The organism is Glutamicibacter sp. NPDC087583 (assembly GCF_044743685.1).
In the GTDB taxonomy this organism is placed as follows: domain Bacteria; phylum Actinomycetota; class Actinomycetes; order Actinomycetales; family Micrococcaceae; genus Glutamicibacter.
Genome location: NZ_JBIUWY010000003.1, coordinates 221,387 through 239,797, shown reverse-complemented (window position 1 = coordinate 239,797; position 18,411 = coordinate 221,387). Strand labels below are relative to the sequence as shown.

20 protein-coding genes are annotated in these 18,411 nt (G+C 62.6%); 3 read left to right on the top strand and 17 right to left on the bottom strand.

Annotation, left to right across the window (positions count from 1 at the left end; all coding sequences use genetic code 11):
• Positions 1-551: 551 nt before the first annotated feature.
• The 6 genes from ACIOU9_RS10290 to ACIOU9_RS10265 all read right to left on the bottom strand — a co-directional run bounded on the left by ACIOU9_RS10290 (position 552) and on the right by ACIOU9_RS10265 (position 6,344).
• Positions 552-1,037, bottom strand: coding sequence for a carboxymuconolactone decarboxylase family protein (locus ACIOU9_RS10290; protein ID WP_286172208.1), 486 nt, complete (start codon positions 1,035-1,037; stop codon positions 552-554).
• Between the two features lie 94 nt (positions 1,038-1,131).
• Positions 1,132-2,343: a 23S rRNA (adenine(2503)-C(2))-methyltransferase RlmN gene (gene rlmN / locus ACIOU9_RS10285; protein WP_166650787.1), complete on the bottom strand. Its 1,212-nt coding sequence runs from the start codon at positions 2,341-2,343 to the stop codon at positions 1,132-1,134.
• 198 nt (positions 2,344-2,541) lie between these two features.
• Positions 2,542-3,138, bottom strand: a complete 597-nt coding sequence (locus tag ACIOU9_RS10280) for a hypothetical protein (RefSeq protein WP_133834135.1) — start codon at positions 3,136-3,138, stop codon at positions 2,542-2,544.
• 245 nt (positions 3,139-3,383) lie between these two features.
• Positions 3,384-4,517 carry an NAD(P)/FAD-dependent oxidoreductase gene (locus ACIOU9_RS10275; RefSeq protein ID WP_133834136.1) on the bottom strand — a complete coding sequence of 378 codons (1,134 nt, stop codon included), beginning with the start codon at positions 4,515-4,517 and terminating at the stop codon, positions 3,384-3,386.
• On the bottom strand, positions 4,510-5,223 hold the full coding sequence (locus tag ACIOU9_RS10270; protein WP_133834137.1) for a methyltransferase domain-containing protein: 714 nt from the start codon (positions 5,221-5,223) through the stop codon (positions 4,510-4,512). The genes ACIOU9_RS10275 and ACIOU9_RS10270 overlap by 8 nt, the downstream gene beginning before the upstream one ends.
• Positions 5,223-6,344 carry a type III polyketide synthase gene (locus tag ACIOU9_RS10265; RefSeq protein ID WP_332499257.1) on the bottom strand — a complete coding sequence of 374 codons (1,122 nt, stop codon included), beginning with the start codon at positions 6,342-6,344 and terminating at the stop codon, positions 5,223-5,225. The genes ACIOU9_RS10270 and ACIOU9_RS10265 overlap by 1 nt, the downstream gene beginning before the upstream one ends.
• 167 nt (positions 6,345-6,511) lie before the next feature.
• Between ACIOU9_RS10265 and ACIOU9_RS10260 the strand changes: the two genes are divergently transcribed.
• A complete protein-coding gene (locus tag ACIOU9_RS10260) occupies positions 6,512-7,177 on the top strand; it encodes a GntR family transcriptional regulator (protein WP_402696846.1) in 666 nt (221 codons plus the stop codon).
• A gap of 39 nt (positions 7,178-7,216) precedes the next feature.
• Here ACIOU9_RS10260 and ACIOU9_RS10255 read toward each other — a convergent pair whose 3' ends face one another.
• The 3 genes from ACIOU9_RS10255 to ACIOU9_RS10245 all read right to left on the bottom strand — a co-directional run bounded on the left by ACIOU9_RS10255 (position 7,217) and on the right by ACIOU9_RS10245 (position 9,928).
• Positions 7,217-7,879 carry a GPP34 family phosphoprotein gene (locus ACIOU9_RS10255; protein WP_133834139.1) on the bottom strand — a complete coding sequence of 221 codons (663 nt, stop codon included), beginning with the start codon at positions 7,877-7,879 and terminating at the stop codon, positions 7,217-7,219.
• A 69-nt stretch (positions 7,880-7,948) separates the two neighbouring features.
• The gene (locus ACIOU9_RS10250; RefSeq protein ID WP_332489078.1) at positions 7,949-9,112 is read right to left on the bottom strand and encodes a hypothetical protein; all 1,164 of its coding nucleotides are present in this window, start codon (positions 9,110-9,112) and stop codon (positions 7,949-7,951) included.
• 78 nt (positions 9,113-9,190) lie between these two features.
• Entirely contained in the window at positions 9,191-9,928 is a 738-nt protein-coding gene (locus tag ACIOU9_RS10245) for a sulfite exporter TauE/SafE family protein (RefSeq protein WP_133834141.1), read from the bottom strand.
• 113 nt (positions 9,929-10,041) lie between these two features.
• On the opposite strand from ACIOU9_RS10245, the gene ACIOU9_RS10240 reads away from it, so the two are divergent.
• A complete protein-coding gene (locus ACIOU9_RS10240; RefSeq protein ID WP_133834142.1) occupies positions 10,042-11,217 on the top strand; it encodes an FAD-dependent oxidoreductase in 1,176 nt (391 codons plus the stop codon).
• A 4-nt stretch (positions 11,218-11,221) separates the two neighbouring features.
• Here the strand turns inward: ACIOU9_RS10240 and ACIOU9_RS10235 are convergent, their stop codons facing one another.
• Together ACIOU9_RS10235 and ACIOU9_RS10230 are read right to left on the bottom strand one after the other, a co-directional pair.
• A complete protein-coding gene (locus ACIOU9_RS10235) occupies positions 11,222-12,253 on the bottom strand; it encodes an agmatine/peptidylarginine deiminase (protein ID WP_402696843.1) in 1,032 nt (343 codons plus the stop codon).
• On the bottom strand, positions 12,246-13,223 hold the full coding sequence (locus ACIOU9_RS10230; protein WP_402696842.1) for a nitrilase-related carbon-nitrogen hydrolase: 978 nt from the start codon (positions 13,221-13,223) through the stop codon (positions 12,246-12,248). Before ACIOU9_RS10230 ends, ACIOU9_RS10235 begins: the two co-directional genes overlap by 8 nt.
• A gap of 140 nt (positions 13,224-13,363) precedes the next feature.
• Between ACIOU9_RS10230 and ACIOU9_RS10225 the strand changes: the two genes are divergently transcribed.
• Positions 13,364-13,969: a TetR/AcrR family transcriptional regulator gene (locus ACIOU9_RS10225; protein ID WP_402696841.1), complete on the top strand. Its 606-nt coding sequence runs from the start codon at positions 13,364-13,366 to the stop codon at positions 13,967-13,969.
• On the opposite strand, the gene ACIOU9_RS10220 is transcribed toward ACIOU9_RS10225, so the two are convergent.
• The 6 genes from ACIOU9_RS10220 to ACIOU9_RS10195 all read right to left on the bottom strand — a co-directional run bounded on the left by ACIOU9_RS10220 (position 13,966) and on the right by ACIOU9_RS10195 (position 18,074).
• Positions 13,966-15,096: a signal peptidase I gene (locus tag ACIOU9_RS10220; protein WP_402696839.1), complete on the bottom strand. Its 1,131-nt coding sequence runs from the start codon at positions 15,094-15,096 to the stop codon at positions 13,966-13,968. The two genes, ACIOU9_RS10225 and ACIOU9_RS10220, sit on opposite strands and share 4 nt — an antisense overlap.
• A 1-nt stretch (position 15,097) precedes the next feature.
• Positions 15,098-15,673, bottom strand: a complete 576-nt coding sequence (locus ACIOU9_RS10215) for a hypothetical protein (RefSeq protein ID WP_332489202.1) — start codon at positions 15,671-15,673, stop codon at positions 15,098-15,100.
• Entirely contained in the window at positions 15,670-16,356 is a 687-nt protein-coding gene (locus tag ACIOU9_RS10210; protein ID WP_332595419.1) for a hypothetical protein, read from the bottom strand. The genes ACIOU9_RS10215 and ACIOU9_RS10210 overlap by 4 nt, the downstream gene beginning before the upstream one ends.
• Positions 16,353-16,850: a signal peptidase I gene (locus ACIOU9_RS10205; protein WP_402696838.1), complete on the bottom strand. Its 498-nt coding sequence runs from the start codon at positions 16,848-16,850 to the stop codon at positions 16,353-16,355. The genes ACIOU9_RS10210 and ACIOU9_RS10205 overlap by 4 nt, the downstream gene beginning before the upstream one ends.
• Before the next feature lie 68 nt (positions 16,851-16,918).
• On the bottom strand, positions 16,919-17,494 hold the full coding sequence (locus ACIOU9_RS10200) for a hypothetical protein (RefSeq protein WP_402696837.1): 576 nt from the start codon (positions 17,492-17,494) through the stop codon (positions 16,919-16,921).
• A gap of 25 nt (positions 17,495-17,519) precedes the next feature.
• On the bottom strand, positions 17,520-18,074 hold the full coding sequence (locus tag ACIOU9_RS10195) for an alternate-type signal peptide domain-containing protein (protein WP_332489206.1): 555 nt from the start codon (positions 18,072-18,074) through the stop codon (positions 17,520-17,522).
• Positions 18,075-18,411: the final 337 nt, after the last annotated feature.

Below are 18,411 nucleotides of genomic sequence, written 5' to 3'. Positions count from 1 at the left end.
ATCTTTCCAAAAACACTGTACTCACCATGGGTTTACTATAGTTTTCAAGAAATTTCTTCAGATCCAGTATTGCAAATGTAACGCATCAAACTTTCCGTCTAGGACATCAGTTCAGGACGACTGCAGTACCTGATAGGCCTGAATCTCCTGTCCAAAAGTCCCCTCAGGAGATGAGGGTCGGGTATTTTGTGACCTGCACGCTTGCAATGTATTTTTAACCCGCATTTATCCGCATGACCGATAAACACGCTTCAATTTTCAGCTGTCCCATGCCCCTCAGGACTACCCGGCTCATGTTTCACCGGTAGGGTTCAGGGCAACCCACTAACTCACTACTGCCTGAGAACAGAGGTTGCCTGCATTGTGTGGCACAGCCCGGCATGGGGTCTGCCTACTTGAGCGGATAAAGGATACGTCGGCGCAGGAGATCGTGCCAAAGCACTAGTCAAAGATAGAAACTTTATGCCGGGCACTCTGAGGAGGAATTCGTTGGTCATCACGTGGCGGGCACCAGCGAAACGAATTCAAAAGTATGAAGCGGCGGCCGTTGGCTATTTGCCCGTCTTTTCCAGTTCGCGTTCCTTGACCGGGTGACGGGAAAGGATCGAAATCCGGTTGAAGGCGTTCATGGCCACAGCGATCCATTGGATGGCTGCCACTTGCTCATCGCTGAGCACCAGACGGGCCGATGCCACCGCGGCGATACGCTCTTCTGGCTTGGGCAGGTCGGTAGCGGCTTCAGCGATGGCTAGTGCTGCGCATTCTTCTTCGCTAAACAGGCCGCCGCATTCATCCCATGTGCTCAGCAGGTTGATGCGTTGGAGGCTCTCCCCTGCGTCCAGTGCATTGCGGGCATGCAGGTCCAGGCAGTAGGCACATCCATTGATCTGCGAGACGCGCAGGTTGACCAGCTCGGCGGTGCGGTCGCTGATTCCGGCTGCGCGGTAGGACTTGGCGACATCTTTGGAAAATCTGCCAATCGAGTTCCATAGCTCTGGATTGGTCTTATCAAGGAAAAGCGGGTCTGAAACGGCCATATCAGAACCATACATGCAGTCGTAGCTCTCCTGCACGAAGAGGGCTCGTTAACGCATCGTGGAGACCAGCGAAAGCTGGTCTCCACGGTAAATGCTACTTGTCGCCGTCGGCTGCGAGCTGGCCGCAGGCGCCGTCGATTTCCTTGCCTCGGGTATCACGCAGCGTGGTTGGCACGCCGAGCTCATCGAGGCGGCGAACGAACTTGGATGTGATATCCGGTTCGCTGCGGGTCCAAATGGAGCCCGGCACCGGGTTCAGCGGAATCGGGTTCACGTGCACCCAGCCGCGGCCGCGCGCGTTCAGCTTCTTGGCCAGCATTTCTGCACGCCATTCGTGGTCGTTCATGTCCTTGATCAGCGCGTACTCGATGGAGACACGGCGACCGGTCTTCACGTAGTAGTCGTACGCGGCATCCAGTGCCTCGTCGACCTTCCAGCGCGAGTTGACCGGGATCAGCTCGTCGCGCAGCTCGTCATCCGGCGCATGCAGCGACAGCGCGAAGGTGACCTGGACATTCTCCTCGGTCAGCTTGCGGATCGCCGGAACCAGGCCAACGGTGGAGACGGTGATGCCGCGGGCGGCCATGCCCAAGCCCTCGGGGGCATCGGCGACCATGCGGTGCACGGCGTTCATCACGCGCTTGTAGTTGGCCAGCGGCTCGCCCATGCCCATGAACACGATGTTGCCCACGCGCTCCTCGGGGTGCTGGCGTCCGCCCAGTCCGCCTTCGGCGATCACGCGGTTGGCCTGGACGATCTGGTCCAGGATTTCAGCGGTGGACATGTTGCGGGTCAAGCCCGCCTGGCCGGTGGCGCAGAACGGGCAGTTCATGCCACAGCCGCACTGCGAGGAAATGCACAGGGTGATGCGGCCCGGATAGCGCATCAGCACGGACTCGACCAGCGAGCCGTCGAACAGGCGCCAGAGGAACTTGATGGTCTTGCCATCATCGGTTTCCAGGCGCTTGACCTCGGTGAGCAGCTTCGGGAACATGGCCTCGGCCAGTTCCGCACGGCGCTCCTTGGGAAGATCGCTCATCTTCTCCGGGTCGGTGGTGTAGTGCTGGAAGTAGTGCACGGAGAGCTGCTTGGCGCGGAAGGCCGGCAGTCCCAGTTCCTTCAGCTTGGCCTGGCGCTCGGCCAGGGACAGGTCAGCCAGGTGCGTTGGCGGCTGGGAGACACGGCGCTTGGTGGCGAACTGCAGCTCTGGACGACCATCGGCACCCATCTCCTGCTTCCAGCCTTCGGCGGTTGGAACGACCTGGGCGCGGCCTTCGGCTTCGGCTCGGGACTTGGAGATGCGCATCTGCTGGGCGCGCTGGGCCGCGGCCTGCTCATTGCGCAGTGCCTTGCGTTCTTCGGCGGAAAGTGGGGTGGAATCGATGGAAGTCATTGCTACCTATTGTTTCATGTATCCGCGAGTATTTGGCGGTGAGTTTGGGCACGCAAAAACAGTGCCGCACCGCCAATCTACCGGCGGCGCGGCACAGCTGCATTCGGGTGTTCAGTACTTGAAGGATTCCTTCAGGTGGCCGAGGTTGCCCACGGCACCGGCAAGGTCCATGTCCCCCAGATGCCCGCTGGTGGCAGAGGCCGGTCGGTCTTTGCTCCAGTGCCGGAATCCATCCTGGTGCTCGCGGGTGACCACCGCATCACCGGTGCCGGCCATGACCGCCTCCAGCTGGAAGGTTTCGCCCCAGAGGGGCTCGCCATGGTCGGTTTCACCCAGGTAAACCCTGACTTCTCCGCTGACCGAGCCGTTGGCGCGCTGCTTCTCGATGTGCACTTCCAGCGCATCGCCGTACATTCCCACAGCGCCCAGCGTCTCGCAACCGCTGTCCGGATCCCATGACGGCATTTCTCCTGCTGGGCAGTCGAAGTTCACCACTGTCGCATCCCCTGAGCCGGTTGTGCGTGCGAAGAAGCTGATCAGGTGCGAGTTGCCGGCAAAACCGTCGAGGGTTCCGACATGGGCTACCTCGCCCATGAGCCAGGTGGTGTCGGTCTTTTCCGGGGGTGCCGCCGAAGCGGGGACAAGCGCGTTCAGCGCCAAAATCGCGGTGCCTGCGGCGCACAGCACTGCACCAGTCTTTTTCTTCATGATGATGGGTCCTTTCCGCTTCGTATGCCTCGATGCACGCGCAAGTGATGCCGTCCAGTGTGCGACCACCACTCCGGTTAATTCAATAGATAGACATAAGAGTTATCCGGACGCAATGCACGCTGGCCGGCAGCGGGTCTGGCCGTGCTGTTGCGCTCCGGCCCTCATATGCACTCTCACCGCATCTGGGCGCCATCCGGATAGATGCTCCGTTCGCAACCAGTCATCGAAACGTTGCCCTTTCGTCACGCAACGGGAACCGAACGCTGCCCGCGACCGGTCATCGTGAAGTCTCGCGCCACCTTCCCCTGCAACCAGGCACTGGAGGCCAGCCGGGACATCGCCGAATCCCGCAGCGGGACAGCCCAGCGCGGCAGGGCACGACCCAACAGCATGTTCACCTGCGCACGACGGGCCGCACTGCGCGCTGCCCCGAGCCGGCGATTATCCAGTGCTCCCATGGGCGCCCTGGCAGCGATGAGGTGCGCCACCGCCTGCGCATCAGCCAGCCCCAAGCTCAGCCCCTGCCCGCCGATCGGGCTGATCTGGTGGGCCGCATCGCCCAGCAGCACCACGCGCCCATGGACCATCGAGGGCACCATCCGGGTGGCAGTGCCGAAGTTGCTGGTCATCGTGCAGGCCTCGGCGTCAAGAAGGTATCCGGTGCGATCCAAGATGGTCTGGGCCAGCATGCCCGGCGAATCATCGACCTGCATTTGCTCGATGCGCACCACCCAGCGCCGCCGCGCACCGGGCAGCGGGAAGGACTCGACAATCCCCTGCTGATGCAGGAAAAGCGCGGCAGTGTGCGCCAGCCCAGTGGTCTCCGGGAAGTCCCCCATCAGGTAGCGGTCGCGATGTTCTCTTCCGGCAAAGCCCACCCCGAGATCCGTGCGGACCGCGGAGCGGACCCCGTCAGCTCCGGCCAGCCACCGGGCCCGGTGCACCACGCCGCCAGCGGCAAATTCCACGGCTTGCTCCGATTGCCCGAGTACCTGCTCGAAAGCGCAGTCCATCATCAATGACCCCGGTGCCAGCTGTTCCAAGCGCTCGCGCAGCAATTGCTCGGTGTCCTGCTGCGGCAAGGACAGCACATAGGGGTATCGGCCGCCAATAGTGGAGAAATCCATCGAAGCGATGCTCCGCCCGCGCGAGATCCCCAGTCCGCCGCGGATTTGCACACCGCTGCGCTGCACCGCCGGTCCCACGCCGAGCCGCGCCAGAACCTCTTGCGCTGGAGGATGCAGGCCGATAGCGCGCGAGTGGGCTACCGGTTCGCTGCGCTGCTCGAAAACCCGAACGGCATGCCCACTTTGGGCGAGCTCTATGGCCAGGGCCAGGCCCACCGGCCCGGCGCCGATGATCGCGGCGTCATCCATGGCCGCCAGCTTCCCAGAGCAGCAGGTTGCGGTAGGGCCGCTGCGTGCGCACCTCCCAACCAGAGCGGAGCAATGGCCCCAGTTCCCCCGGCACGAAGCTGCGCCGAATGGAGGTCAGGCCATCGCGCCGGATCAGCGAACTGCCTGCCAGCGGCAGGGTCGCCAGCCCGAACAGGCCCAGCGCCACCGGGGAACGCCGGATATCGCTGTGCAACCCGATCCCGGTGCACAATTGCTCGGTCTCGTCCTGCAACTGGCGCAGCTGGTCCGTACCCAGGTGGTGCAGCAGGTGATTGGAGAGCACCAAGTCGAACTGCTCGCCGTCGGCCGCTAGCCGGGTGCTGGTTGTTTCCCGGAATTCGAGTACCCCGCGCGGCAACGTGCAGCGTTGCAGCGCTTGCCGGGCGTAGGAGATGGCCCGGGGATCCGGGTCGATACCGCACACTGCCACCTCGAACCCGTCGGCGAGCGCCCAGCGCGCCAGATTCGCCGCAATGTCTCCTCCCCCGCTACCTACGTCCAGAATCCTGGCCCGGACCCGGCGCGCCAGCAACGGGCGGATGTACTGCACGTAATTGCCCCGCCAGCCGGCTACTACCCGGTTGACCAGAGGGAACTGGGCGTAGGTGCGGCGCAGCAGCGCCGGGTCGCAATCCGGGCGGTCCATTTCCTCGATGGCTTCCGCTGCCCGGGCCAGCCGGAGCATTATCCTTGCCGGCATATGGTGAACAGCCCGGATTCCACCGTCAGCCCCGGACCGAATGCCATGGAGCAGACCCTTTCGCCCTCGTCCGTAGCGGCCGCTTCCAGGATTTCCTTGAGCACGAATAGCACCGTGGCGCTGGACATGTTCCCGTAGCGATCCAGGATCGCGCGGGCTGGCACCAGCTGCTGGTCATCCAGGCCCAGCCGGTTTTGCACCCGGTCCAGGATGGCCCGGCCCCCGGGATGCAGACCCCAGTGCCTAATCCGGTCCACGGAGAGTTCCGGGTCGGCATCCTTGGCCAAGAGCGGCTGCAGCGCCCCGGCGATGTGCTCGTCGATGATGTGCGGAACGTAGGTGCCCAGCACCATCTCGAATCCGTGGTCGCCGATATTCCAGGCCATGGCCTCCTCGCCCACCGGGGTTAGCACGGTTTCGAAGCCGTCCATTTCCAGCAGCCCGCTGCCCTGCGCCGAGACGATCACCGCAGCGGCCCCGTCGGCGAAGATGGCCGAGCCCATGATGGTGTCCGGGTCATTGGAGCTGTGCACATGCAAGGTGCACAGCTCGGCGCAGACCACCAGCACGGTGGCTTGCGGATCGGCCAGGCAGAAGTCGCGGGCCGCGCGCAGGGCTGGGAACGCCGCGTAGCATCCCATGAAACCAAGGTGGTGGCGCACCGTGCTCGGCGCCAGCCCCAGTGCCCGTACGATCTGGTAGTCCGGACCCGGGTTGTAGAACCCGGTGCAGGAGACGGTAATGACGTGGGTGATATCTTCCGGGGCAAGGTCCGGGCAGGCGTCGAGAGCCTTTTTCGCGGCGTTCGTGAACAGCGCGCTGGCCTGTTTCGCATAGATGCCGTTGCGTTCGGCGGTGCTCGGGGAGAGCAGCCGGCCTTCAACCCGGTCGTAGAACAGCGGAGTTTCGGGTTCGGGCAGGGAGAGGTCGAATTCATCGACACAGCTGTACCTGGTGCTGATCGCGGCGGAGTTGAACGAGGTGGCGATGAGCCGTTCACCCAGCCGGCTCAGGTTCGGCTGGCTGGCAAAGACATCGCGGATCTCTTCCTGGGCCAGGGTCGTCGCGGGAACTGCGGTTTGAATCGTGCGGATCTTCACTGACATGACCCGAGCCTAGGACCGATGCGGGGGAAGGTAAACAGCTTTGGCGAATTACCAGCAATAGCCCGGGTATTCTGTTCCGCCGTGCGCGTGGATTATCTATCCCCTGCGAAGAATATGATTATTGTTATTAACATCAGATTCAATCGATCACGCATGAAGAGGTCAGCTTGGCAAAGGCATCAGTTCATTCCCTGGAGGGTATCCGCCGAACCATCCTTGATGGCTTCTGGTCCCCCGGTGACCGCCTTCAGCCGACCACTTTGGCAGAACAGTTCGAGACCAGCACCACCGTGATCCGCGAATCGCTGACACGGCTAGCGGGGGAAAACCTGGTGGTCATCCGCCCAAACCGCGGTTTCTTCGTGCCGGATCTGAACCTGCGCGAACTGGCGGATATCACCGAACTGCGGTGTTCCACCGAGGCACTGGCCGCCTGCTTGGCGGTGGAGCGCGGAGATGTCGCGTGGGAATCGAACTTGATCGCAGCCCACCACAAGCTTTCGCGCACTCCGCGGCGTTTGCCGGAGGAACCTGGCACCGTCAACCCCGCATGGTCCGAGGCGCACCGCGAATTCCACCATGCATTGCTGGTACCGTGCGATTGCCAGCCGATGCTCAAGCTCTCTGCCGACCTTTCGAACTTCACCGAGCTGTACCGCCGCTGGGCTGCCCCGTCGAAGGCCGCAGGCAAGCGCAACGTTGAAAAGGAGCACCAGGAAATCCTGGATGCCGCCTTGGATCGTAATGCAGCCCTGCTCGGTGAACTGCTCAATAGCCATTACCGTTCCACTATCCAGGTGGTCATGGATGCGGGATTGAGCACCCTGCGCTGAATCATCGCGCAGTAGTCTTTCCTTTCGAGCGCCGTCCAGCTATTTTTTGCCAGGCGCGGGCGGAATGACGCGCTGGGTAACGATGGCGGCGTTCATCGCTGCTACTGCCCGTTGCGCGGAGTCGGCTGCTGGTGAATCCTGTGCGAGTTCCGCAATCCGGGACTGCGCTTGGCTTCCCGTCATGGGTGCGAGCTCTTCTTCCAGCACATCGTTCACCAGGCCTATCGCCTGCAAGATCGCGAGCACGGTGGTGTCGCTGGTTCCCGGGATCTTCTGCCCGTGCAGGGCGCCCTGCAAATCGGTCCGGATCTGGCGCTGGATCTGTTGGTTGATGATGCGGACCCGCTGTTTGCCCAAGCCCAGCAGTGTGCGTTCACCGTATTCGATGATCCCGCCCTTGGCCAAGGAATCGGTCAGCGAGCGGGCATCGCACAAGGAATTGATCTTCACCGCTTCGTCGAGGCTCAGATTGCCTCTCTTTTCCAGCTTTTCCAATGGCGCGGCGAGAACTGGATCCGGGCAAGGGCCGGCACCGATGAGTTGGATCTGCCGCTGCTGATCCTCGCTCAGCGCCACACGCCCAGCGATCATCAAGTCGGTGATGATGGCAGCATTCATGCCGTATCCCGTAGCTGATACAACTGTCTCCGGCTTTTCGGAGTCATCGGCCATTAGCAAGTAGAGCTTTTCTGCAATCAACATATTTTCAGGCTACCGGCCCGCAGAGGCGAAATTCTTCAGCCTTCCGACGGATATTCAGGCTCGGCCGCCCTAGGCCGCGGACTTCTTCGCCTTGGCTACTTCGGAAGGCGAATGGGTGGTGCGGGGTTCGGAACGGTCCTGGGTCATCGCCGACGTCGTGCGGATGAATACCGAGATCCAGCTGAACATGATGGCCACGACCGAAAGCTCGAAACCGGTCAGGTTGTAGTACGACCATTCGGTCCACAGCTGGAAGGCCGCCCAGATCGCGCCAATGGCTGCGTAGGAGAGCATATGGAATACCGCAGGGTAGCCAGGCAGCAGCACGATGGTGCCCAGCAGCAAGAAGATCATGGCCGCCGAGACCAGTTGCACGAATGCCGAATGCACTTCCATCGACAGATCGAAGGGGACCAGGCCAATGCCGATAATGCCGACCGAGACAATCAGCAGGCACCAGCGCACGAGCCGCGGCCGGGGACGCACCATTCGTGCAATCCTGTACCTTTCCAGCGCCGGGCGGCAACGGTAGGACTGGGCCAGGCGGACCAGGTCGCGGGTCAGGAATTCGGTGAAGGCCGCCAGCACCAAGCCGGAAATCACCAGCGTGAGGTTGAAGGTCCAGAACGAGCCCATGCCGGCCTGCGTGGTTCCCAGCGAAGAGAACATGCTCTGCCACCAGCCCTGGTCTTCGGCCAGCAGCATGCTGATCAGCACCCCGGCGCTCATGAAGATGCCCAGCACCACGGAAAGTGATTCCGCGTTGATGCGCGCGGTTGCTTCCAGGGACAGGTAGGCGGAGATGCCCGTGGCGACGCTGACTGCCAGCGCGCCTGCAAGCACATCCAGATGCAGCCCGTAGAAGGCTTGCTGGAACAAATGGAAGACCACCAGCAGGATCATGACCGAACTGGCTACGTGCACCAATACGAGACCCAGGGCCGTGACGATCTGGCGCCATTTGGGAATCTTCTTCAGCCACGGTTCCCGTGCTCTCAGCATCGAACGGAAAGCATAGGCGCTGCTGGTTCCGGCCGAGACAGCACCGCAAACGGCGGAGACGATGCCCACGGACAGATCGCCAAAGAGCGGCGGACGCTCGCCGGCGAAGATAATGAGCCCCACAACCAACCCGAATAGGGAACAGAACAGGCCGGCCCACAGGGCACGGCGCTCAATGTCTAGCTCGCTGACTCGTTTGCTGAGAGTTACATCGGGATATTGGGAATGCACGGAGTACATTCTCTCATTTTCATTGAAAAACGTGTACCGCCCGCGGCGCCGCCGCGCACTGCGCAGCAGCGCACTGCGCTAGTTGGAGGCCAAGTCGACCAAGCCGCTGGCCATCAGGCTCACGGCACCGCCGAAGGCAATCAGTATCACGAATGCGCGACTGAATTTTTGCGGGATCCTCGGAGCCAAGTAATTGCCCAGCAAGATGCCCAGCACCATCGCGCCAAGGCAAGCACCCCACTGCTGCCAATCCAGCTGTGGCATGCCGCCCTTGGCGGCCAGGGACGTCAGCGACAGCACCAGGAAGTAGAGCTGCACGGAGATGGCGAATTGCGCCTGCGGCCAGCGGCTGGCCACGGCGTATCCCGCGATGGCCGGGCCGGAGACACCGGCGGTCACTGACATGAATCCGGAAACTGCCCCGGCGCCGATGGCCAATCCCTTGCTTTGGGCCAGCGCGAGATTTCGAATCATGAAACTCGAAACCAGTGCCAGGATCACCATGAACGATATGCCGATGGAAAGCCATGGACCCTCCAGCGAGTTCGCCAGCCAAGCTCCGGGAACGGTCATGAGCATGGCCGGTATGAGCATGAAGGCGACCTTCCGGTACTCGACCTGACGGAAGACCTGCGCAAAGATCAGCAAACTGCTGCAGGCGCCGAGCAGGTTGACCAGCATGACCCCCTCATGGGGTCCCAAGACCATGACCAGGAAGGGCGAGGAGACCAGCGCGAACCCCATTCCGGAGATTCGTTGCGTGGAGGCGCCCACGAAAACTGCAGCTGCCAAGCCGATTACCGCCGCTAGTTGCACGCTTTGCTCCACGTTGCCTCCGCTTTCCCGATCGCCATCCTCTATTACGTTAGTCCACGGCCAATGAGTCAATTGAATGGAGCCCGCTTCAGTTGGAGTTTTACGCTGTAGAGGTGAGCAATGACGTAGATTTCATGATTATCGGCGGCGGCGCGATGGGCTCGGCGGCCGCGTGGTCCCTAGCCTCTGGCGGGCACGAGGTCCTGCTGCTGGAACGCTTTGCTCCGGGCCATCTGGAGGGCGCCTCGCACGGAGCAACCCGCAACTTCAATCCTGCCTACACCGAACCGGAGTATCTTCGCCTGCTGCAGCGTTCCGACGCTTTGTGGGATTCGCTTTCCGAACAAGCCGGCACCCGGCTGCTGGAGCGCACCGGATTGGTCAATCACGGAATCGTTGCCGAACAACGGGGAATGCACCAGGTCCTCGCCCACGCAGGATTCGGCAGCGAGCTGCTGAGCATCGCTGCGGCAGAAGAGCGTTTCGCGGGAATGAAGTTCGAGACCGAAGTCCTGCATATCCCCGCCGGCGGCCAGATCAATGCCGATCTTGCGGTGGCTTCGCTGCAGAAGCTGGCCGTAGCGCACGGAGCTGCCGTGGAATACGGGCACCGGGTGACCGCTCTGCAGGTGCTTGCCGATGACCGTGTCGAGGTGCAAGTCCAGCACCAGGGCACCATGTCGGCTATCCGGGCTCGCCATGCCATCGTCACCGCGGGGGCTTGGACCGCGCAGCTGCTGGGCGACGCGTTCAAGCTTCCTGCCATCCACGTCACCGAAGAGCACCCGGTGCATTTCGCGCAGAAGGACCTGCCGGCGCACTGGCCGGGGTTCAACCACACCCTGGATCCGGCACGGGATATCGGATCACGCGTCTTCGGGCCCATCTACGGCATGCGCACCCCGGGGGAAGGCATCAAGGTGGGCTGGCATGGTTCCGGACGGATCATCGATCCGGAGCGCCGGCCGCACCAGGCCAGCGACGAGCAGCTGCGCGGGCTGCAGGACTACGCGGCACGCTGGCTTCCGGGAGCGGATCCATCGCGCTACGAAACGGTGTCCTGCACCTACGCCAACACCGCAGACGAGCACTTCATCCTCGATTCGCTGGGGCCGGTCACCGTCGGCGCGGGATTCAGCGGCCACGGCTTCAAATTCGTGCCCGCCATCGGCGAATACCTGGCCGACCTGGCCCTGGGCCGGCGCGCGGCCGAACCCCTGTTCTCCGCGACCCGCACGGCGGGGAAACCGGTCTTCCTGGAACGCCGCCGTGCGGTCGGCCTGGGCTAGGGGCCTATCCCCGTTCCGTGGCGGGCAGCTGCTGGGTGATGCAGTGGATGCCGCCGCCGCGGGCGAACAGCTCGCGCGCATCCACGCTGGCCACTTCCCGTCCGGGATAGGCCGCAGCTAGGATGCTCGCGGCCTGGTGGTCGTTGGGATCATCGAAGCTGCAGGCGATGACCCCGCCGTTGGTCACCAGGTGGTTGATATAGGAATAGTCCACCCAGCCTTCGGCATCGCGCAGCACCGTCGGTGCCGGCACGGCAATGAGCTCCAGCACCCGTCCCTGCGCGTCGGTTGATTGCTCAAGCCGTTCGCGCACCGCCTGCGAAATCGCGTAGTCCGGGTGCCGAGGATCCTGCTGGTCGTGGTAGAGCACCACGCCGGGCCGGGCGAAGCAGGCGACGATGTCCACGTGGCCGCGCGTGCCGAATTCCTCGTTGTCCCGGCTCAGCCCGCGATCGAGCCAAATGGTCTTCCGGGTTCCGAGCAGCCGGGCGAACTCGTCCTCGATGTCCTTCTCGGTCTGGCCCGGGTTGCGCCCCGGATCCAGCTGGACGCTGCGCGTGGCCAGCACCGTTCCCTCGCCGTCCACGTGGATCCCGCCGCCCTCATTGGTGATCGACGCCCGGATCTCCTCTGCCCCGGCAAGGCGCGCGACATGGCCCGCCACCAGTCGGTCCTTGTCCCAGGATGCCCAGCTCTGCGCGCCCCAGCCGTTGAAGTTCCAGTTCACCGCCTTGAGCTGGCCTTGTGCGGTGCGCACGAAGCTCGGGCCGGAATCGCGCATCCAGGCATCGTCCAGCGGGTGCAGGCAGTAGCTGACCGCATCGCCCAGATGGCGCCGGGCTGCGGCTTCGCTGGCCGGGTCCACCACCATCGTGACCGGGGTGAAAGCGCTGACCGCCCGGGCCACGGCGCTCCAGGCGGCGCGGGCCGCTTCGGCCTGCGCTTCGGTTTCTCCCAGCGTGTAGCCGCCGGAGGGAAATGCCATGAAGATGCGCTCATGGGCTTCGGTTTCTGCCGGCATGCGCAACTCAGGCATGGGACTGCATCCGTTCTCCCAGCTGCGCGTCTTCGCGCGGCGCAGCCAGCACCGAGTAGGTATCGGGCCGGCGGGTGCGCAGGAACGGGAAGAGCTCCAGCCAGTCGCGGCGGGCGTCCAGGTCCAAGGTGGCCACGAGCACCGCTGAGGCATCGCGCGGGGCGCGGGCCAGGATGCGGCCGTAGGGGTCCGAGATGAATGACGATCCGTAGAAGTCCAGCGCCCCCTCGTCGCCCCAGCGGTTAGGGACAACCATGAACAGCCCGTTGGCAATGCCGTTGCCGATGATGGTCTGGCGCCACAGCGGCTCGGTGTCGAAGTCCGGGTGGTCCGGCTCGGAACCGATTGCGGTGGGATAGGCCAGCAGGTCCGCTCCGGCCAGCGAATAGATGCGCGGCGGCTCGCTGAACCATTCGTCCCAGCAGGTGGGCAGGCCCATGGCCAGGTCCCCGAGCGCCGCGATGCGGTGTACCGGATAGGGGTCGTCATTGGGCCCTTCGCGGAAGTACTTGTCCTCGTAGTAGCCTGCGGTCCGCGGAATATGCAGCTTGTTGGTCAGCGCGACGATCCGGCCCTGCGGGGAAAGAACCACTGCGGTGTTCAGTCCCAACCCGTCGGCGGCCGGAGCCTTGCGGAACAGCGAGATGTGCACGTGCAGGTTGTACTTCGCGGCCATCTCGCGGGCGAAGGCCACGGTCGGCCCGTTCTCCAGATCCTCGGCGGTCTCGTCCGCGGCGTCGGCGTCCGGGATCTCGAAGGCCGGATATTTGCCCAGGGTCAGTTCCGGGAGGAAGACGATGCGCGCGCCATGCTTGGCCGCGCGGGCAATGCCGTCCTCCAGTTCGCCGCGCAGTTCCCGCGGGTCTTCGCGCCAGCGGTGCTGCACCAGCGCAATGGTGATCTCGCCGCGCAACTTGGCTTCGGCACGCGCCGGGGAAACGGGTGGTTCAAGGGCCAGGATCTCTTGCATTGGGCTCCCCTTCGGATATTAAACGAATGGTATTCGTTTACAGATTAGGTGCTGCAAAGGCCTCGGCGCAAGAGATTTAACGAATGACTTTCGTTTATTTGTGTAAGCTCTACCCAGAACCTTCAACAACGGGAGAATTCATGGCCAGGCCTTCCAAGCCGAAGCTCAGCACCGCCGCAATCGCCGATGCCGCACTCAAGCTCGTCGACGCCCATGGCGAGTTCACGCTTCCGCAATTGGCCAAGGCCCTCTCGGTCTCCGCTTCGTCCCTGTACAACCACGTGGCCGGCAAGGATGAGATCATCGAGCTGATGAGAGGCCGGGCCATGTCGGCGATCAGCCTGCCCGATAACGCTTCCAGCGACTGGCAGGAGATCGTACGGCAAATTGCCACGTCCTACTGGGAGTCGTATTCAAGGCACCCACGGTTGATCCCGCTGCTCACCAGCCACACAGTCCGCGACAGCACCACGCTGCGCGTCTACGATGCACTGGCCGAGGCCTTCGCTATGGCCGGGTTCGAACCGAAGCGGCGGCTGCAGGCCATCACGATCGTCGACTCCTTTGTGCTCGGGTCCGCCTTGGACGCTGCGGCACCCGAGAATGTATGGGAAATCGACGGAGAGTCGACACGCGCTTTCAGCGAGTCACTGCCCACTGCCCTGGGCGACGAGGACCGGGCGTCAAAGACCTTTGCGGTGGGCCTTGATCTGATTATCAATGGTCTATATTCGCTGCCAGACTAGTGCGGTTGGCAGGTTAGACGCTTGTTGATGCCCAGAAGTCCGGCGCTGCCATGAATTTGAGTAAAGCTCACGGGGGCTGAACTCCATGATCCGTAATTCGCCCTGATAGCCACCGTGAATTTTCTGTCGAAGCCTACGAGCAAATCCAGCAGGGCGCCCAGTAGACCCTGGCTCGAAGACAGGGATGTCGTGTAGCTTCGTGTGTTGCCAGCAAGCGACTCTGTCTTTACCGTCGAGCTGCCATTGAGTTGTCCGGTGATGGTATAGGACGTTGGTTCTGGTCCGGAAACTGACCAATCGAATCGGATGGTTTGCTGGTCCCCGACGTTGTCTGTGCATTGAGCGTTGGCTGGAGGCAGAGCTGTGAGCGCAGTAGCCGTGGCGGAAGCCGCCGCTTGGCTGGAGAAAGCTGCCTGGGTTTGTTCGATTTGGATCGGCAAAATGCACAACGTGAGTATTGAAAACATGCCAGCCATCTGAATCAGGGTCCGTCGCCGAGATCGTTGCGACATGGATTCCCGCCCAGCTCCGGATACCCGAAATTCAGTGGCTTGATGCTCGCGACCGGCAAAAGGGCCTGGGTCCATTTCGGCCTCATTCATGCCCTGTCCTGATGAAAGTCGGCCGCTTCCACCATCCCTCTTGATGAACGCGACATAGAGCAGGTAGGCGCACAGCAGTCCGCCGAGAAAATAGGCCCATGGCTGGGACAGCCACGATACGACGTAGCCCAGGACCGGTACACTGGCCAGCAGCTTGTCGACGCTGTCCACCGCATACGGTTGCAGGTCCGCGACGGGATTGGCATCACCCTTGAGGATCAGCCCCGCGTCCGTCTTTTCGACAACCCGGTGCGTCACCCGCACTTCGTCACTGATCACCACCGAAACCACCTCGCCCGTGGCGACGTCCTCTACCGAGGTCGGAACAGCCAGCCCCAGGGAACCGGTGGGGATGCCCGGTCCCATTGATCCCGAGGCGAAAACCAGGGGCTTGATCCCGAAAGCCAACGCCAGCACCGCCATGACCAGGCACAGGGTCCCGGCCGCGGCGCAGGCGTTCAGCACGAGGCGCTGGAACAGCGTCAGAGAAGATCCTGTGCGGGGTCCAGTTCGATTCGACTTCATCTCATGAACCCACCGTCGAAGTGAAGTCCAGGGTGATTGCCGTCGTGGCGCCCTGCAGGGTATTGGCCGCGGTTACTGGCAGCGAGTACTGCACGCACAGGGTTTCGCTGCTGCCGGCGGCCAAGGGCCTGGCGGCCGAGGCACTGCCGAACTGGGATCCAGCGTTCTTCGACAGCAGCGTGGTTCCGCCCGAGCAAGTAACGCTGGAGCCGGTGCCGCTGACCGTGGCGCCTGTTTTTACAACGATATTGAGTGCCGCCCCCAGCGCAGCGTTGCCCGATTCGGTGATTCTTCCGCCGAAAACATAGGGCGCCGAGATGGAACCGGTGTTCTTCACTGTCACGACGGATGCCGATGTCGAGCCCGGAAACAGGTTATTGCCGCTGATGGGCATCTGGTAGCTGGCCGAGGTTGCGCTGGTCGCAGTAGCTCCAACTCCCAGGGCAACGGTGGCCGTGCTGACGTTCGAGGTAGCCGTCGCTTGTCCGGTCCATGAGGCCAGCGTCGAGACGGTGCCGAATCCTACGAGGATGCCCAAGGACAGAATTGCCTTGATGCGCATTGAACGGTCGCTCATTCTTCCACTCCGTCCGTTTCAAGTTCCTTTTGTTTCCTGCGTTGCGCAGCAAGCAACGATAATCCCCCGATACCCGCGATGCCTGCCGCTGCAAGCAGCGCCGCACCGCGGAACCCGGTATCTCCGAGCCCATCATGCCGCTCGGGAGGATCCGATTGGGGCAGCTCTTCCCTCGGCGCATCGCTGTCGGGCGAATCCCCTTCGTCAGGCGGCCGCGAAGAATCCGGAGCTTGCCCATCTCCGCCTGCTAATTCGACGGCGTCGATGCGCACCTGCAACGAAGGCACCTGCTGGTCCTCCGACTCATTTTTCGCCGACCAGGGCAGTCCGACCCTCAGTCCGAATTCCGCGGCTTTGTCCGGTTCCAACCGGACTACCGTGGCTCCGGCTGTTTCGAAATAGATCCTGGTTGACGCAGCGGGCTCGATCGTCCGGATGCGGACTTCGATATCCGACTCCCGGTCATTGCGAATCCACAATGATCCTGTGGATTCAACGCCCGGCGCCAAGACCGGGGCTCCTCCAAATACCTGCGGTGGGGCATCGGAATAGACCCGGCCGTCCAAGCTGTAGCTTAGGCCCTGGTCAGTTTCCGCGGCTGATGCGGGCAGTGCTAGACCGAGTGCCGCGCAGGGAATCACGGCCGTCATGGCCGCACTGGCTGCAAGAAAACGGAGCTTCATCGATGCCCTTTCCCCTGCCGTTCACGCCATGCCCCGCCGAACATCACCAGCGAATACACGATCAATCCGCTCGTTGCGATCCAGGTCAGCCACGTTCTCTGCTGGAGTGACAGAGCGCTGTTCACGTATCCCAGGAGCGGGACGGAATACCAGAGCTCGCCCCGGATCTGTTCGGGTTGCACCGGAGCGTCATCGGTGTTGTTTGCATCCCCGCGGAAAATGAATTGTTCTTCCCCGCCCAGGCTCGCGCCGATAGCGGAAACACGGTGCGTAACGACTTCAGGCTCACCTGATTCCAGCTGGTAGGTGGCAACCTCGCCAATGCGAAGGTGCTGCGGGTCAATCGGCTTCACCACCACCAAAGTACCGGGCGGCAAATGCGGCCGCATGGATCCGGTGAGCACGGTATACGCCGTCGCCCCGCCCAATTTCGGAACCACGATCATGACGGCAATCAGGGCAAGGACGATGAACAGCACGAGCCAGGAAAGCACCTGACCGCACCACCACCGGATCCCTGTGCGTTCCTGCTGTTCCCTGCGCCGGACGCGATTCCCAATTGTCATCGTTGCTGCCCCGCGAACCCCAGCTTGAGCGCTACTTTCCCGCCGGAAGCCGTTTGAGGTGCTCCAGAGGGAACCGAAACACGAATGCACAAGGCCTCATTCGCCATCGCCGGCGCGGCGCGCAGCACCCTGGCAGCTGCGAAGGAGGCGGTGGATCCCAGCGGCCCGGCATACAGCCGTTCCCCGGCCAACGGCTGGTCGGCTTCGCAGGCCGCTTGGTCCATGCCGGAATAGATGCTCAGTTGCAAAGCGCTGGACAGGGCACGATCAGCGGCAGTCGGCGAAGCGGTCGCATTGACCGCCCCATCCAGCTGATAGGTCAAGTCCACAGTGCCAGCATTGGTGATCACCAGTGGTGCTTGCGTAAACGCCCCGGGGATCAGCTCGCTGCTGGACAGATTGGCGAACTGGTGCTCGGTTTCGCCACCGGCCAGTAATGCCAGCGAACCGGTTTTCAAGGCTGGCGGATCCACCGTGCTTTCGGCGCGCCAAGTTGCGGCCGTGCCTTGCGCGCTGATACCCAGCAGCAAGAGCACAACCGCGACCATGGCGAACTTCAAGGGTTTGGGCATGCACCAGCCAATCCACGTTCCATGACTAAGCGCGGACTTGGTCCAAGGTCAGCGTCAGCGCTTCAAGATCCAGCGGCTGGTCGTAGGTCGACGGCGGGGTGTCCCCCACCGCTCCTTCGGCAAAGGTGACGGTGATCAGGAATGGAACTGAATAGGTGCCCGGATCGGCAAAGCTCAGTGTGCCGTCAGCTTCCTCCGTAATCCCCGGCGCCGATGCATCGACCTGCAGAGCGACGGTCACGTATCCTTCCAACGCTCCCAGCGCCGTAGCCGCCTGGTCGACGCTCAGCGATCCAGCAATGTTCTTGCCTTCGGCATCGATGGTGGCGGTCTGGCTGAACGCAACAACGTCCCCGGGAACGAGCTGCTGGGTTGCCGGGTCGAACGGCTCGGGCGCTTCCGGATTGCTGATGTCCTGCCAGCTGCCCTCCCCGTTGGTCGTCAAGTTCAGGTGGCCGGTTTCCACGGTGCCCGCGTCAATAGTCTGCTGCGCCTGCCAGCGCGCGATCGTTCCAGCGCCGCCGAGCAACAGCGCTCCGGCTGCAACAGCAGCAATGGTTGCCTTGGTTACTTTCTTCATGAATTACGCATCCTCAAAGTTTCAGGTGCCCCCAGTGACACACACTTTAAGTAAAGCTTGTTTAGTAGGTTTTACAACCCCCGGACGTCACATGTCGCTGCCGCCGGCCTGCACCACGAAAGGGAACAACCCAACCGCCGTGGAAGCGTCTTCTCAGAGCATTGACAATTTCGGACAACCCGCACCTGACCAGTATCTTTGCACGAGGATTCCAACTCTCGAAAAGATCCGGCGCCGGATGGCGAAAGATGGACGGCACAGGCCATCCACCTGTCCATGAAAGTCTAGCTAGTTGGCGAATCAATCCGCCTTTTGGACAATGCGCGAAACGCCCGGG

Coding starts and splice junctions, on each gene's coding strand:
- ACIOU9_RS10290 (WP_286172208.1), bottom strand. CDS start 1,037: ATGGCCGTTTCAGACCCGCTTTTCCTTGATAAGACCAATCCAGAGCTA.
- rlmN (WP_166650787.1), bottom strand. CDS start 2,343: ATGCGCATCTCCAAGTCCCGAGCCGAAGCCGAAGGCCGCGCCCAGGTC.
- ACIOU9_RS10280 (WP_133834135.1), bottom strand. CDS start 3,138: ATGAAGAAAAAGACTGGTGCAGTGCTGTGCGCCGCAGGCACCGCGATT.
- ACIOU9_RS10275 (WP_133834136.1), bottom strand. CDS start 4,517: ATGGATGACGCCGCGATCATCGGCGCCGGGCCGGTGGGCCTGGCCCTG.
- ACIOU9_RS10270 (WP_133834137.1), bottom strand. CDS start 5,223: ATGCTCCGGCTGGCCCGGGCAGCGGAAGCCATCGAGGAAATGGACCGC.
- ACIOU9_RS10265 (WP_332499257.1), bottom strand. CDS start 6,344: ATGTCAGTGAAGATCCGCACGATTCAAACCGCAGTTCCCGCGACGACC.
- ACIOU9_RS10255 (WP_133834139.1), bottom strand. CDS start 7,879: ATGTTGATTGCAGAAAAGCTCTACTTGCTAATGGCCGATGACTCCGAA.
- ACIOU9_RS10235 (WP_402696843.1), bottom strand. CDS start 12,253: ATGCCTGAGTTGCGCATGCCGGCAGAAACCGAAGCCCATGAGCGCATC.
- ACIOU9_RS10230 (WP_402696842.1), bottom strand. CDS start 13,223: ATGCAAGAGATCCTGGCCCTTGAACCACCCGTTTCCCCGGCGCGTGCC.
- ACIOU9_RS10225 (WP_402696841.1), top strand. CDS start 13,364: ATGGCCAGGCCTTCCAAGCCGAAGCTCAGCACCGCCGCAATCGCCGAT.
- ACIOU9_RS10220 (WP_402696839.1), bottom strand. CDS start 15,096: ATGAAGTCGAATCGAACTGGACCCCGCACAGGATCTTCTCTGACGCTG.
- ACIOU9_RS10215 (WP_332489202.1), bottom strand. CDS start 15,673: ATGAGCGACCGTTCAATGCGCATCAAGGCAATTCTGTCCTTGGGCATC.
- ACIOU9_RS10210 (WP_332595419.1), bottom strand. CDS start 16,356: ATGAAGCTCCGTTTTCTTGCAGCCAGTGCGGCCATGACGGCCGTGATT.
- ACIOU9_RS10200 (WP_402696837.1), bottom strand. CDS start 17,494: ATGCCCAAACCCTTGAAGTTCGCCATGGTCGCGGTTGTGCTCTTGCTG.
- ACIOU9_RS10195 (WP_332489206.1), bottom strand. CDS start 18,074: ATGAAGAAAGTAACCAAGGCAACCATTGCTGCTGTTGCAGCCGGAGCG.